Source organism: Mesorhizobium sp. WSM4845 (assembly GCF_055811455.1).
In genome coordinates, this window is record NZ_JBVVQA010000003.1 from 276,267 (window position 1) to 291,185 (window position 14,919).

12 protein-coding genes are annotated in these 14,919 nt (G+C 62.8%); 9 read left to right on the forward strand and 3 right to left on the reverse strand.

The annotated features are described in order from the left end of the window. The first annotated feature begins 9 nt into the window (after positions 1-9). The 7 genes from AC0L2C_RS05575 (at position 10) to AC0L2C_RS05605 (ending at position 6,849) form a co-directional block, all read left to right on the forward strand. Complete coding sequence (locus AC0L2C_RS05575; protein ID WP_023797599.1) at positions 10-522, forward strand: DUF3305 domain-containing protein; 513 nt, start codon at positions 10-12, stop codon at positions 520-522. Continuing rightward, positions 519-1,220, forward strand: coding sequence for a DUF3306 domain-containing protein (locus AC0L2C_RS05580; RefSeq protein WP_473522921.1), 702 nt, complete (start codon positions 519-521; stop codon positions 1,218-1,220). The genes AC0L2C_RS05575 and AC0L2C_RS05580 overlap by 4 nt, the downstream gene beginning before the upstream one ends. Before the next feature lie 103 nt (positions 1,221-1,323). Beyond that, positions 1,324-1,995 (forward strand): TorD/DmsD family molecular chaperone, encoded by a 672-nt coding sequence (locus AC0L2C_RS05585; protein WP_023797597.1) that lies wholly within the window; start codon positions 1,324-1,326, stop codon positions 1,993-1,995. A gap of 33 nt (positions 1,996-2,028) precedes the next feature. Further along, on the forward strand, positions 2,029-2,247 hold the full coding sequence (locus AC0L2C_RS05590; protein WP_023797596.1) for a formate dehydrogenase: 219 nt from the start codon (positions 2,029-2,031) through the stop codon (positions 2,245-2,247). Positions 2,248-2,254: 7 nt separating this feature from the next. Further along, entirely contained in the window at positions 2,255-5,167 is a 2,913-nt protein-coding gene (locus AC0L2C_RS05595) for a formate dehydrogenase subunit alpha (RefSeq protein WP_473522922.1), read from the forward strand. A 15-nt stretch (positions 5,168-5,182) separates the two neighbouring features. Then, entirely contained in the window at positions 5,183-5,779 is a 597-nt protein-coding gene (gene fdh3B / locus AC0L2C_RS05600; protein WP_027151217.1) for a formate dehydrogenase FDH3 subunit beta, read from the forward strand. A 53-nt stretch (positions 5,780-5,832) separates the two neighbouring features. Beyond that, positions 5,833-6,849 carry a formate dehydrogenase subunit gamma gene (locus AC0L2C_RS05605; protein WP_473522923.1) on the forward strand — a complete coding sequence of 339 codons (1,017 nt, stop codon included), beginning with the start codon at positions 5,833-5,835 and terminating at the stop codon, positions 6,847-6,849. Between the two features lie 111 nt (positions 6,850-6,960). Here the strand turns inward: AC0L2C_RS05605 and AC0L2C_RS05610 are convergent, their stop codons facing one another. Further along, the gene (locus tag AC0L2C_RS05610) at positions 6,961-7,182 is read right to left on the reverse strand and encodes a hypothetical protein (protein ID WP_091597645.1); all 222 of its coding nucleotides are present in this window, start codon (positions 7,180-7,182) and stop codon (positions 6,961-6,963) included. A gap of 42 nt (positions 7,183-7,224) precedes the next feature. Further along, a complete protein-coding gene (locus AC0L2C_RS05615; RefSeq protein ID WP_473522924.1) occupies positions 7,225-7,890 on the reverse strand; it encodes a hypothetical protein in 666 nt (221 codons plus the stop codon). 1,095 nt (positions 7,891-8,985) lie between these two features. Between AC0L2C_RS05615 and AC0L2C_RS05620 the strand changes: the two genes are divergently transcribed. Together AC0L2C_RS05620 and AC0L2C_RS05625 are read left to right on the forward strand one after the other, a co-directional pair. Further along, positions 8,986-10,197: an efflux RND transporter periplasmic adaptor subunit gene (locus AC0L2C_RS05620; protein WP_473522925.1), complete on the forward strand. Its 1,212-nt coding sequence runs from the start codon at positions 8,986-8,988 to the stop codon at positions 10,195-10,197. Further along, a complete protein-coding gene (locus AC0L2C_RS05625; protein ID WP_128246326.1) occupies positions 10,194-13,376 on the forward strand; it encodes an efflux RND transporter permease subunit in 3,183 nt (1,060 codons plus the stop codon). The genes AC0L2C_RS05620 and AC0L2C_RS05625 overlap by 4 nt, the downstream gene beginning before the upstream one ends. A 541-nt stretch (positions 13,377-13,917) precedes the next feature. On the opposite strand, the gene AC0L2C_RS05630 is transcribed toward AC0L2C_RS05625, so the two are convergent. After that, entirely contained in the window at positions 13,918-14,907 is a 990-nt protein-coding gene (locus AC0L2C_RS05630; RefSeq protein ID WP_287062358.1) for an FAD binding domain-containing protein, read from the reverse strand. Positions 14,908-14,919: the final 12 nt, after the last annotated feature.

Genomic DNA, 14,919 nt, shown 5'->3' on the forward strand with positions numbered 1-14,919 from the left:
ATTGGTGCCATGGTGCGGGAGACGGCGGAAGTCGGGGTGATCGTCGAGCGACGGGCTCTGGACAACCCGTGGATCGACCATGTCTGGGTTCCCGTGGCCGTGCTGGCGGGCGCGCCGAGCGCGGCGCCATGGTCGGTGCTGCACGAATCAGACGGCGTGACGCGCTTCTATGCCGGAACTTTCAAGCTTGAGCTCTTCGGGTGCGACACGGGCATGTACCGGGACAACCTCCGTTCGGGGCGGCCTAGCCTGTGGATCGCGCTCCGGTCGAGCGATGCTCCACCCGGAGTTGTGCTGCACCTGGTGACCGCTGACCCTTTCGAGGGCGAGTCGCTGACCGAGGCTGGCCCCGACATCATCGAGGCCGTGCCGATGCCGATCGAGCTTCAGCAATGGCTGGCCGCCTTTGTCGAGACGCATCACGTCGAGCGTCCTTTCATCAAGCGCAAGCGCGATCGGGCGGACCCTGATGCCCTGGCGAGGCGCGGTCCTCGTTCCGGAACAACGGATGATGCCGAATGAGCTCGGGACGCGACAATGTCTTCGCCCGCTGGTCGCGCCTGAAACAGGCGGGGCGTTACAGTTCGACTGCGGGGCCGCAGAACGATCAGCTTTCGCCTGACGAAGTTGCGGCGCCAGCCGATACTGGTGAGCAGCTTGCACCAGCAATTGTCGAGCCGGAGGCCGCCGAGCCCGCCGAGCCCCTCCCTCGCCTCGAGGATCTGACCGCTCAAAGCGATCTCTCAGCCTTCCTGCGCAAAGGCGTGCCCAAAATGTTGAAGCGCGCCGCATTGCGCAAGATGTGGTCGCTCGATCCGGCAATTCGTGATCATATCGGGCCTTCCGAATATGCCTGGGACTTCAACAGCCCTGGATCCATGGCGGGATTCGGCCCCTTGAAAGCATCCAGCGAAGCTGTCGTGGATTTCCTGTCGAACGGCGGCAACCCGACCGATCCGGCACCCGCCGCCATGGCTTCGCAGGCGCCGGAGAAGGCGCCAGCGACCAGCGCCGTTTTGGCGGACGAGGGCGTGAACGCCTCAGCCGATGGGTCGGATTCTGTCACGCCGGACAGTTCGATCGAACCGGCAAACCCCGAATCTCCTTCGGCCGACGGCGCCGGGACCGCCATCGACCGCGACGAAGGCGCCGGCGCCGGCGCCGCGGAATCATCGCCGATCGATCGCCAGCGACGCCATGGCGGCGCCATGCCGCGCTGATCTGGATTTGTTGCCATTTTGGCACAGTCGCTGTTGCAATTGCCGGGCGGGGCACTAGTATTCACTTTACCCACTCGTTGAGGGGCACGGTCGAGGTCAGTAGATGAACCCAGACTTGCGCCTGGAGGAGGCAATCGGCACGTCGTTCGGAGCTGACGCTCTGGTTCCCGGCGTAGAAGATGCTGACGTCAACGACGTGAACAGCGCACGCGCGGATGAGTACGCGCTGCTCGCCACGCTTCTCCTGGCCGCTCCGGATGCAAACCTCATGGCGCGGCTTTCCGGGTTGCGAGGCGACGCCGAGACCCCGCTCGGCAAGGCTCATGCCGCACTCGGCCAGGCTGCTTCTTCAGCCTCTCCGGTTGCCGTCAGTCGCGAGTATTTCGAGCTCTTCATCGGGGTCGGGCGCGGCGAACTCGTTCCCTACGCCTCCTACTACCTGACCGGCTTTCTCAACGAACGGCCGCTTGCCCGCCTGCGCGGGGACATGAGGCGCCTCGGCCTTGAACGCGCGGACGGTCATTTTGACCCGGAAGATCATCTCGGCACGCTGTTCGAGATCATGAGCGGCTTTGCCGCCACCCATTTCGTGGTTCCCGCCGGCGAGGAGCGGGACTTCTTTGAACGTCACATCGCGCCGTGGGCGAGCCGTTTCTTGGCCGATCTGGAAAACGCGGCCTCGGCCAGGTTTTACCGGGCAGTCGGCGCGTTGGGGCGGATTTTCATCGACATCGAAGCCGAAGGCTTTGCCATGGAGGCGCGACCAAGCTCGTGACCTGATCGCGTCGACGCATAGGGAGGAAGGCAGATGCAGGAAAAGCAACAGACGGCAATGAACCGCCGCAGTTTCCTTCGCGCCTTCGGCGGCGCATCCACTACCGCCGTGGCCGCCGCCGCCGTGACGCTCACCCCAGGAGAAGCGCAAGCTTACGATCCCGGTGAGGAGGAGACGAGGGCTCGCTACCGCGAGACCGAGCACGTCAAGGCATTCTACCGTGTGAACGGTTATGAGACGTTGAAGAAATGAGGGCGCCATGCTGACCAAGCGCAAGAGCGGTCAGGCGAGCCGCACAAGATTGCACACACTGATGGGCACGGTCGCCTCCGCTCCCATCGACCGGCGAACCTTCCTTCGCCGTTCCGGTCTCGCGGCCGGCGGAATGGCTGCACTCGGGTCGTTCCAGCTCGGCACCGTTCAGAAGGCGGCGGCCATCAGTCCGCCGCAGCCGGGCGTGCCCATAGAACTGAAGAAAAGCGTCTGCACCCATTGCGCGGTCGGCTGCACCGTTACCGCCGAAGTCCAGAACGGAGTTTGGACCGGTCAGGAGCCTTCGTGGGACAGCCCGATCAACCGCGGCTCCCATTGCGCCAAGGGCGCAAGCGTACGCGAGCTCGTACACAGCGACCGCCGGCTGAAATACCCGATGAAGCTCACCGCAGGGCAGTGGGAGCGTGTCTCCTGGGACGACGCAATCAATGGGATTGGCGACAAACTGCTCGAGATCCGTGAAAAGTCCGGCCCGGAATCCGTCTACTGGATGGGGTCGGCCAAGTTTTCCAACGAAGGAACCTATCTCTTCCGCAAGCTCGCGGCGCTGTGGGGAACAAACAATCAGGACCACCAGGCCCGCATCTGTCATTCGACGACCGTCGCCGGCGTAGCCAACACCTGGGGCTACGGCGCGATGACGAACTCCTTTAACGATATCCGCAATTCGAAGACCATGATCATCATGGGCGGCAACCCGGCTGAGGCGCATCCGATAGCGATGCAGCATCTGCTGGAAGGCAAGGAACTCAACCAGGCCAATCTGATCGTCATCGATCCCCGTTTCACGCGCACCGCCGCCCATGCGACCGAGTACGTCCGGTTCCGGTCCGGCACTGACATAGCGCTGTTGTGGGGCATGCTATGGCACATCTTCGAGAACGGCTGGGAGGACAAGAAATTCATCGCGCAGCGCGTCTACGGGATGGATGAGGTCCGCAAGGAAGTCGCGAAATACACGCCGGAGGAGGTTGAACAGATCACCGGCGTGCCTGGCGATCAGGTGAAGCGTGTCGCCGAGATGTTCGCCACGCAGAAGCCGTCGACGATGATCTGGTGCATGGGCCAGACACACCACACGGTTGGCACGGCCAATACACGCGCAAGTTGCATACTGTGTCTCGCCACCGGCAATGTCGGCAAGCCGGGGACGGGCGCGAACATCTTCCGCGGCCATGACAACGTCCAGGGCGCGACGGATATCGGGCTCGATGTGGTCACCCTGCCCTTCTATTACGGGCTGACGGAAAGCGCCTGGAAGCACTGGTCGCGCGTTTGGGAGATCCCCTACGAGGACCTGCTGAGCCAGTTCGACTCGAAGGATGCCATGGAAACCCCGGGCATACCGCTGACAAGGTGGTTCGATTCCGTCTCGCTGCCCAAGGACAAGATAGCGCAGCGCGACAGCATGCGCGCCATGTTCATTCAGGGCCACGCCAGCAACAGTATCACCCGTATCCCGGATTCGATGAAAGGCCTGACAGGCCTGGAGCTGCTTGTCGTCGCCGATCCCCATCCCACGACCTGGGCATCGCTGGCGGTGGAGGCGGGGCGAAAGGACAACACTTATCTGTTGCCGGTCTGCACGCAATTCGAGACGTCAGGCTCGCGCGTCGCCTCAAATCGGGCCATCCAGTGGGGTGAGCAGATCGTGAAGCCGAGCTTCGAGCAGAAGGACGACTACCAGGTCATCTATCTGTTGTCGAAGAAGCTCGGGCTTGCCGACAAGATGTTCAAGAAGATAGCCGTCGAGGGCGACCGTCCGGTGCCGGAGGACGTGCTGCGCGAGATGAACCGCGGCAGCTGGTCGACGGGCTATTGCGGCCAGTCGCCGGAGCGGCTCAAGGCGCATATGAAGAACCAGCACAAGTTCGACCTGGTGACGATGCGGGCTCCCAAGGACGATCCCGAGGTCGGCGGCGACTATTACGGCCTGCCTTGGCCATGTTGGGGCAAGCCTGAGATCCGCCACCCGGGTACGGCCAATCTTTACAGCACCGGCCTGCATGTCATGGACGGCGGCAGCCCGTTCCGCGCCCGCTTCGGCGTCGAACGAAACGGCCAGACCCTATTGGCGGAAGGCTCCTACACGCAAGGCTCGGAACTCACCGACGGCTATCCGGAGTTCACCATGGCCGTGCTCAAGAAACTCGGCTGGGACAAGGATCTGACGGCGCAAGAACGCGCCGTGATCGAAAAGATCGGCGACGACATCAACAAGGTCTCGTGGTCGACGGATCTGTCAGGCGGGATCCAGCGCGTCGTGCTCAGCCATGGCTGCCATCCCTACGGCAACGGCAAAGCGCGCGCAGTAGCGTGGAACCTGCCCGACCCGGTACCCACCCATCGCGAGCCGATCTATTCGCCGAGGGTGGATCTGGTCGCAAAATATCCGACCTATCCCGACGCCACACAGTTCCGGTTGCCGAACATAGGCTTCAGCGTGCAGCAGGCGGCGGTGGAAAAGGGCATCGCCAAGTCGTTCCCGCTGATCCTGACCAGCGGCCGGCTCGTCGAGTATGAAGGCGGCGGCGAGGAAACGCGGTCGAACAGATGGCTGGCCGAGCTGCAGCAGGAGATGTTCGTCGAGATCAACCCGGCCGATGCTTCCGAACGCGGCATCGGCGATGGGACCTGGGTTTGGGTGAATGGTGCGGAGAACAACGCGAAGGCGCGGGTGAAGGCTCTGGTCACGGAGCGCGTCGGCCGCGGCGTCGCGTTCATGCCCTTCCACTTCGGCGGCTGGTTCCAGGGCAAGGACCTGCGCGCCAACTATCCGCAGGGCTCCGATCCATATGTTCTGGGAGAGAGCGTCAACAGCATCACCACCTACGGCTACGACCCGGTGACGGGCATGCAGGAGCCGAAGTGCACGCTCTGCCAGATCGTTGCGGCGTGAACGGGAGGAACAGAAATGGCCAGGATGAAATTCCTTTGCGACGCTGATCGTTGCATAGAGTGCAATGCCTGCGTCACCGCCTGCAAGAACGAGCACGACGTACCATGGGGCATCAACCGGCGCCGCGTCGTCACCATCAATGACGGCAAGCCCGGCGAACGCTCCGTCTCGATGGCGTGCATGCATTGCACCGACGCGCCTTGCGCGGCGGTCTGTCCGGTCGACTGCTTCTACACCACGGCCGACGCGGTTGTGCTCCACTCCAAGGACCTGTGCATCGGGTGCGGCTATTGCTTCTACGCCTGCCCGTTCGGCGCCCCGCAATATCCGCGTGTGGGCAATTTCGGTTCGCGCGGCAAGATGGACAAATGCACCTTCTGCGCCGCAGGCCCGGAAGGTGATTCCACCGAAATCGAATATGCCAAATACGGCGCCAACCGGCTGGCTGAAGGCAAGCTGCCGCTTTGCGCCGAAATGTGTTCAACCAAGTCGCTCCTGGCCGGCGACGGGGAGATCATCGCGGCGATCTACAAGGAGCGTGTGACGCAGCGTGGCTATGGTTCGGGAGCCTGGGGCTGGCAGACGGCCTATCGGGAAACAATCGACGTGTAGGAGGCAGTCGGGCTCGTCCCGCGCGCAACGGAGCTATCACGGAGGATGCAGAAATGCCGGACAACAGGCTTGGTCGACTGATTCCGCAGGCTATCGCGGCGTTCATGACGCTCACGCTGCTGGTCGCGGCGCCCGTGTACGCGCAAGCCCCATCCGGGAGCAACCCGACCGCTCAGGCGGTGAACGAACAGCAGCTTCTTGATGAGCTGCGCAAGATCGAGGGGCGCGTCACCCTGCCCAATACGGCCGCCGGCTTGCTCGAGCAACCGCAAGGCCGCGATTACCGCGGCTTCCACGAGGGCTGGCTGCCGTGGATCGGCGGCATCGCGATAACAGGAATTTTGCTGCTGCTGGCGCTGTTCTATGTCTACAGGGGCCGCATCCGTACACTGGCGCCCGAATCGAGCGTAAGGATTTTGCGCTTCGGTGCTCTGGAGCGGCTGACCCACTGGATGACTGCCACGGCGTTCATCATCCTGGCCATCACCGGCTTGAACTTTATCTTCGGCAAGCGTCTGTTGATGCCGCTGATCGGGGCCGATGCATTTTCAACCTGGTCGATCTGGGCGAAATACGCCCACGACTTTGTCTCCTGGGCTTTCATGCTCGGCATATTGGTCATGCTGGTGACATGGGTCTGGGACAACCTTCCCGATCGCCATGACGCGCATTGGCTCAGAGTAGGCGGCGGCTTTTTCGACAGGACCAACAGGACGCACCCGCCGGCCGGACGTTTCAACACCGGCCAGAAGCTGATCTTCTGGGCCGTCGTGCTCGGCGGAATTGCGCTGTCGGTGTCCGGCATATTCATGCTGTTTCCGTTCGCGTTCACCGACATAAACGGCATGCAGACGGCCCAGTATGTTCATGCGACTGTCGGCATAATCCTGATCGCCGTCATTATCGCTCACATCTATATCGGCACGCTCGGCATGGAAGGCGCCTATGAAGCAATGGGTTCGGGCACCGTCGATATCAACTGGGCGAAGGAGCACCATAGGCTTTGGGTCGAAAGCCAGGAGAAGAAAGGTGCGATACCGCCGCGCGCGGCGGCCGAACCGGCCGAATAATAGCTTCTGCGCACAATCGAAATGCCTGGGCCATTGGTCCGGGCATTTTTTTGGCGTGCTCGCAGGCTTTCATTGCGCGGGCCTCGAAATCCACGTCAGCGACCGTAGGTCTTAGGAAGGTGTCTCCTCGCCCTCCGCGGCTGCGGTAGAGTTGTCGCCCGGTTCGCCCGTCCAGTTTTGACCGACCAGATTGTGCCCCGGATCGCCGACGCGAGTGCTCTCGCTGCTGTAAACCTGCCATGCCGGCTGTTGCTGCTGCGCGCTCAGAAGAAAATAGCCGGCCCCGAACGCAATCGCGATCGAAACGACAATTCCGGTCAAGATCATACCCATCCCGCCTTCTCCTTTCACCTGCTCAAACTCCCAGTCATGCTCTCATTGCGGCGGCGGCGCCTGCTGCGCCGGATCCTGCCCCGTCACAGGTGGATTGCCAGATCCCTGAGGGGCCGCACCGGACTTTTGCTGATGCTGCAGGTCGAGTGCCGCCAGCGCAAGCAACGGCGGCGGCATGGCGACGCCGGCCACTCGCATTTCCCGCGCGGTCTTCTGGCATTGTGCAATGTCATTGGCGGCGGCCAGTTCCTCCGCTTTCGCGGCATTGATCACGGAATCCTTGGGAGTGCTTGACGTATCGGAGGGGGGCACCGGCGCGGCCCTGCTTTCCTTCTGGGGCGCGTTCGTCGCCGATCCGCTGGCCACCTTCTCTTTGTTCGGTTGTGGAGCATCGCTGGCAACCCCAGCCTGCCCGGTAATTTTCTGCGCCGAGCCCGTCCCGGTCTCGGGCTTGGCGGGCGCGGCTGCGCTGGTAGAAGATGTGCCAGACTGCTGAGCCGGGGCAGCAGCGGTCGGGCTGGCCGCTTCGGCAGGCGCCTTCATGAAGGCGAGGAGTTCCTGGCAGAGATTTGCCGGCCCGCCTGGCTGCTGGGCAGCAGGCGGCGCAGGAACGACCGCTGGCGGCGTGGGCTGGGGGGCCATGCTCGTCTGCGCCAGCGACGCCGACGCCGACACGGCAACGAACCCTGCGAGAAGCATTTTTTTCATCGCCTTGCTCCTTCCGTAATGAAATCACCCGCCTCGGCGACAACATAACGTCAGAGGTGCCCGAACGATCCATGGAATTGCGACGCCTGCCTCGCAATTCGGCCATCGGGCGATCCCGCGGCCTTCCCGACTCTTCAGCTCAACGAATGCGCCCGCCCTCGACGAGGCGAGCACGATGATTGTCGAAGTCGCAAGGGCTGCTCGGCGAGCGATTGGATGCGCCCGCCTTGGCTAAAGCGAAGGCCAATTGCGGACGGGGATTCGAATGTCCGCCGAGAGGGGTACGTGGTCGCTCAGCTTTGTTATGGCGATCTCGTCATAGGTGCCGAGTTCGACAAAGGAATGGGAACGTTCCGAGGCACAAATGTATAGTCGATATGGAAGGCCTGATCCTGCTTCCATCGATGGAAGTAGGTGGTGACTTTTCCTCGCCGAACCTTTCGTCGTGGAATTCATGCCATGCGCTTACCAGACCAAGTCGAGAGATAAGCTCCAGGACGCGCGCAAAATGACCGTCCGGACTTCGATTCGCGTCGAACCTTGTAGATTGATTGAAATCGCCCGCACCACAGCAGCACGCTTCCGATAAGGTGCTTGACCGGTTCGCGCCATACATGCGCCGCTTATCGACGATCTTTTTTCCAAACTGCAGGAGACGAGCGGATGTGCGGTTGTCACGTCCCAATGCTATGCGGGTGGTGCAATAGCGTTTTCGGAGTGTAGCAAATGTCCAATCTGCCGATTTAATCGAAGCCTATATCGCCGCCTATAACCGCAGAATGAGAAGCAGGTCGGACCTCCATGCGATAGCGGCCCTGTTCCTCCCGACACAACCGCCGCACATCGGGATGCGCAATGGCTCGTCAGATCCGCTTTTAGCTCGAGCGCATGGTGATGCCTACGCAGCGGATAAACGCGAGATGTGCGTTCGCGCTCCCCGGTTAGCCGCTTCCTTGTCAAGATTGACGATGTTCGATGTTTGTTCAATAGCAAGCTGTCGGTTGTGGTGGTCAGTACAAAAAATTGATTTGTGCGGCACACCCGCTGCCTAGATGTTACGGACTTCGCATGAAGGACCGATTACGAGGGGTAACCATGGTTCACGCTGCACGCCTCCGCCACGATTCTCTGGCCGCCCCCTCCAGCAGAAACGTCCCTGCAAAATGGCTCGCCGCCGCGGCCTTCGCGGCGCTCGGCTTGCTCGCGGCCCCAGCCGCACAGGCGCAGGAAGCGCCTCCCGCGCCCGTCGTCACGGTAGCCAAGCCGCTGGTGCGCGATATCGTCGAGGACGATGAGTTCGTCGGCCGTTTCGAAGCCGTCGACCAGGTTTCGCTGCGCTCCCGCGTCGGCGGCTATCTCGACCGGGTCCATTTCCAGGACGGTACGCTGGTCAAGCAGGGCGACCTCCTGTTCACCATCGACCAGCGGCCGTTCAAGGCGGCGCTGAACCAGGCGCAGGCGCAGGTCGACTCGGCCAAGACCCTGGTCGAATTCAGCAAGATGCAGTTCGAGCGCGCCGAGACTCTATCGCGCGAAGGCAACATACCGGTTTCGACACTGGACGACCGCCGCCGCGAATATCTCGCCGCCCAAGCGCAACTGGACGGCGCGGAGGCGGCACTTGAAAACGCAAGTCTCGATCTCGAATTCACCGAGATCAAGGCGCCGTTTTCCGGCCGGGTCGACCGCCGGCTCATCTCGCCGGGCAATCTGGTGCAGGCCGACCAGACCGTGCTGACCACCATCGTCTCGATCGACCCGATCGACTTCTATTTCGACATCGATGAGCGGAGCTACTTCGCTTATGCGCGCGACGCCCGCGAGCGCGGCGGCGTCATGCAGGAGGGCGCCGGCGGCGTCGATGTTATTGTCCGTGTCGCCGACCGTGATGAAGCGACGGTCAAGGGCAAGCTCGACTTCGCCGAGAACCGTCTGGACGAAGCTACCGGCACGATGCGGGCCAGGGCGCGCTTCGACAACAAGGACGGCGTGCTGCAGCCGGGCATGTTCGGCCGCATCAACGTGCCCGGCTCGCTGCCGCACCCGGGCGTGCTTCTGCCTGACGAGGCGATTGGCGCCGACCAGAACCGCCGCATCGTCTTCATTGTCGACCAGGCAGGCCTGATCTCGGCCAAGCCGGTCCGCACCGGCCCGCGCATCGACGGCTATCGCGTTATCCGTGAGGGCCTCACCGGCGAAGAGACTGTGGTAGTCAACGGGCTGGTGCGAGTGCGGCCGGGCGTCACCGTCAAGCCCGAGATGACCAAATTGCCGCCCAAGGTTGAAGCCGAAGGGCAGACGCAATGAACTTCGCCCATTTCTTCGTCAACCGCCCGATCTTCGCGGCGGTGCTGTCGATCGTGCTCGTGCTCGTCGGCGGCATCGCCTATACGCAGCTTCCGGTGGCGCAATATCCCGAAATCGCGCCACCGACCATCGTGGTGCGCGCCTCCTATCCGGGCGCCGACGCCGAGACGGTCGCCGCGACCGTGGCGACGCCGATCGAACAGGAAATCAACGGCGTCGAGCACATGCTCTACATGTCGTCCTATTCGTCCGGCGAAGGCTCGATGTCGCTCACCATCACCTTCCGCCCCGGCACCGATCTCGACGCGGCGCAGGTGCTGGTCCAGAACCGCGTCTCGATCGCCGAAGCGCGCCTGCCGGAAGAGGTGCGCCGGCTCGGCATCACCACGGCGAAAAGTTCGCCCGACCTGATGATGGTCATCCATATGCTGTCGCCCGACGACACATATGATCAGCTCTACGTCTCGAATTATGCGCGTTCGCGCGTGCGCGACGTCCTGCTGAGACTGGACGGCGTCGGCGACGTGCAGATCTTCGGCGAGCGCGAATATTCGCTGCGCGTCTGGCTCGACCCGGAAAAGCTGTCCGCCTACGGCATGACCGCAGGCGACGTAGTCCAGGCGCTGCGCGACCAGAACGTCCAGGTGTCGGGCGGCTCGATCGGCGCGCCGCCGATTGGCGACGGCTCGGCCTTCCAGTATACGGTCACCACGCAAGGGCGCTTCGAAGACGCGCGCGACTTCCGCTACGTCATAGTCAAGTCGACCGAGGACGGCCGCTTGATCTCCCTGCAGGACGTGGCGCGCATAGAGCTCGGCGCCAGGGACTACGTCACCAATTCCTATCTCAACAACAAGGCGGCGGTGGCGCTCGGCATCTTCCAGCGGCCGGGCACCAACGCCTTGGCCTCGGCGGAAGAAATCCAGGAGACCATCGCGAAGCTTTCGGAGGATTTCCCGGAGGGGCTGGGCTACGAGATCATCTACAATCCGACCGAGTTCATCGCCGAATCTATCAACGAGGTCTATGTCACCATCGCCGAGGCGATCCTGCTGGTGGTGATCGTCATCGTCGTGTTCCTGCAGTCATGGCGTATGGCGATCGTGCCGATCGTGGCGATACCGGTCTCGCTGATCGGCACGCTTGCCGTGCTGCTCGCCTTCGGCTTCTCGCTCAACATGCTCACTCTGTTCGGGCTGGTGCTGGCGGTCGGCATCGTTGTCGACGACGCCATCGTGGTTGTGGAAAATATCGAGCGGAACATCCGGCTGGGGCTCGCTCCGCGCGCCGCTGCGCACAAGACCATGGATGAAGTGGGAAACGCGGTCCTCGCGATCTCGCTGGTGCTGATCTCCGTCTTCGTTCCGGCGGCTTTCATTCCCGGGATTTCCGGCCAGTTCTACCTGCAGTTCGCCATCACCATCGCGGTCTCCACGGCGATCTCCGCATTCAACTCGCTGACGCTTTCGCCGGCTCTCGCTGGCGTGCTTTTCAAGCCGCACAGCGAGGAACATTCGAACTTCTTCCTGGCGAGGTTCGGCCGCGCTCTGGCGAACGGGTTCAACAACGGGTTCGACAGGATGGCGGACGGCTACGCGTGGCTGGTGCACAGACTGGTCGGCACGACTCTGGCGCTTGCCGCCATGCTGCTCGTCTTCGCAGGCCTGCTCTACGCGACCTATCACATGCTGCAGACGGTGCCGCGCGGCTTCATCCCGAACATGGACCAGGGTTATGCGATCGTCGTCGTGCAATTGCCGGAGGGCTCTTCGCTCGCCCGAACGGACGCAGTCATCCAGAAGGCGTCGGATATCATCCGCGAGACGCCGGGTGTCGCCAACGCCGTCGCCTTCGCAGGATTCAACGGCGCGACATTCACCAACGCCAGCAATTCCGGCGTGATCTTCGCGCCATTCAAGAGCTTCGAGGAACGGCTCGAGAGCGGCGATACTTCCGACAAGATCATCGGCACGCTGTTTGGCAGCCTGCAAAGCATCCAGGAGGCCTTCATCATCGCGCTGCCGCCGCCGCCAGTGCGGGGCATCGGCAACTCCGGCGGCTTCAAGATGATGCTCCAGGAGCGCAACAGCGCCGACATGCGGCCGATTCTGGCGCTGGCCAACGAGATCGCCGGCAAGGCCAACCAGACGCCCGGGTTGATGGGCGTCTTCACCACCTTCTCGGCCTCCAGCCCGCAATTCTTCCTGGCGATCGACCGCGACAAGGCGCGCATGCTGAACGTGCCGATCCCCAACATCTTCGAGACGCTGTCGATCAATCTAGGCACCGCCTACGTCAACGATTTCAATGCCTTCGGTCGTGTCTACCAGGTGCGGGCGCAAGCCGACCAGGCTTTCCGCATCGATCGCGACGACATATTGAAGCTGAAGGTGCGCTCGGCGGCCGGCGACCTGGTGCCGCTCGGCACACTGATCGAGATCCGCGACGTCACCGGTCCCTCGCTCGTGCAACGCTACAACATGTATGTCTCCGTGCCGCTTCAGGGCAATGCAGCGCCGGGTGTCGCCACGGGCACGGCGCTCGACCTGATGGAGGGGATCGCAGCCGAATCGCTGCCGCAGGGCACTTCCTTCGAATGGACTGAACTCGCCTTCCAGGAGCGGCAGACCGGCAACACGGCAGTCTTCATCTTCGGCCTGTCGGTTTTGTTCGTCTTTCTGGTGCTCGCCGCGCTATACGAAAGCTGGATTACGCCCTTCGCCATCGTGCTTATCGTCCCGCTCAGCGTGCTGGCCGCCCTCTTGGGCGTCGCCTTCCGCGGTCTCGACAACAACATCCTCGTGCAGATCGGGCTGATCGTGCTCATCGGCCTGGCGGCGAAGAACGCGATCCTGATCGTCGAGTTCGCGCGCCAAGGTGAGGAGCGCGGCCTTGACGCCGTCGAGGCGGCTGTCGAGGCCTGCCGGCTGCGGCTGCGGCCGATCCTGATGACGGCATTCGCCTTCATCCTGGGCGTGGTGCCGCTGGTGATCGCCAGCGGGCCTGGCGCGGAAATGCGCCAATCGCTCGGCACGGCCGTGTTCTCCGGCATGCTGGGCGTGACGTTGTTCGGCCTCTTCCTGACGCCGGTCTTCTACGTTGCTCTGCGCAGGACATTCCGGCGCAGGCGGCCTGAAGCCGGCCCGACCCTGGCTTCCGAGAGCGGCGCAGCCGAGTAGACGCCGAGCCGATGAGGCGCCGGGTTCAGGCTGAAGCCGGACCGGCGGGTTTTTTCATGGGCTAGTTTAGTTTCGAAAAACCCTCTCGCATCGTTCCGTATTGCTCCGCGATTGATGGCAACGTCGAGCAATTCACTTCTGGTGGCACCGTGCACGCTCAATGGCCGGTTGCCGTGAGCCGCGTGCCAACCGTCGTCACGGCGCTCACAGAGAGACGACTTGCTACCCCAGAGTTAATCGTACCCACAACAGTTGGTTGTCGCCTTCTCCGCCAATGTCACGAAGCTCGATCCTGCTCTGAAGGACTCAGGAAGCATATCCGATCGCCTATGCATACGTGCGGATGGACGTAGGAGTCATCAGGCCCGACGACGCCGGCCGTGGCGGTACACCAGAATGTTGCGGTCGAACTGTAGCCTGCGTTGAAGTCGACGCCGCTCCCGTAACCTGTCCCGGGTGCGCCCTTGGAGCGCAACCGTCGGCAGACTGCCGGCGCCGCGTGTGGCTGCGACGTTGCCGAACCCATTTTGGACGGCCCCAGCTAGCCCGCGGCAGCAGCCAGGATCGTGCGGCGAACGACCGTCTCCAGCACTGGCACCTTATAGCCGTTCTTCGCCAGCGGCGTAGCGCCGGCCACCGCGGCACGGGCCGCCTGTCGCGCCAAGCCGTCGGTAAGCCTGTTGCCGATGAGGAGACGTTCGCTTTCGACGGCGCGGCGAAGCGTTGGTGCGACCCATCCCATGACGATCGAAGCATTTTGCACTGTCTGGCCCTCCATCGTCAGCACCACCGCCACATCGCAGATCGGCCAGTCGTAGCTGTCGCGCTCGGTCTGCTTGCGGTAGGCGGCCTTCGCCCCGGCGTTCAGCGGCGGAACGATCACGCGCGTCATAACCTCGCCAGTCTCGATCCTGGCATCGTGAGCGCGCTGCATTTCGGGTGGCAAGAAGAAATCCGAGAGCTTCACGACGCGTGAGCCGTTGGCGCCGCCGGCAAGTTCGGCGCTTGCATCATAAGCGACCAGTGCCGTCGCCGGCGTCGAGGCGTGGACCATCGCGTTTTTGTCGTTGTCGAAGATCGCATGATGCTGGTTCTCGTCAGCGCCCCTGCTCCCCATCTCATCTGCACCTTCGCCATGGAAATGGTCGTGCCGAAAATACCAGCAGCGCGGCCGCTGCAGCAGATTGCCCCCGATCGTTGCGGCGTTGCGGACCTGCGGCGTCGCCGCATGTCCGGCAGCATCCGACAGCGCCAAGTAGCGCGCGCGGACCTGTGGATCGTTGTCGATGCGGTCCAGCGTCACAAGCGCGCCGAGCGACAGCCCGTTTTCCGTGTCGACTTCGTCGAGACCGCGGATGGTCTTCAGATTTACGAGTCGCATCGGCGCTAGAATCCCTTCCTTCATCAAGTCCAGAAGGTCGATCCCGCCCGCCTTCGCGATGACGGGGCGTTGCTCGGTGCTTTCGGCAAGCAGACCTGCTGCCTGCTCGACCGTCGTGGCATCCACCCATTCGAAGCTGTTCATGGCCATGATGGACTCCTT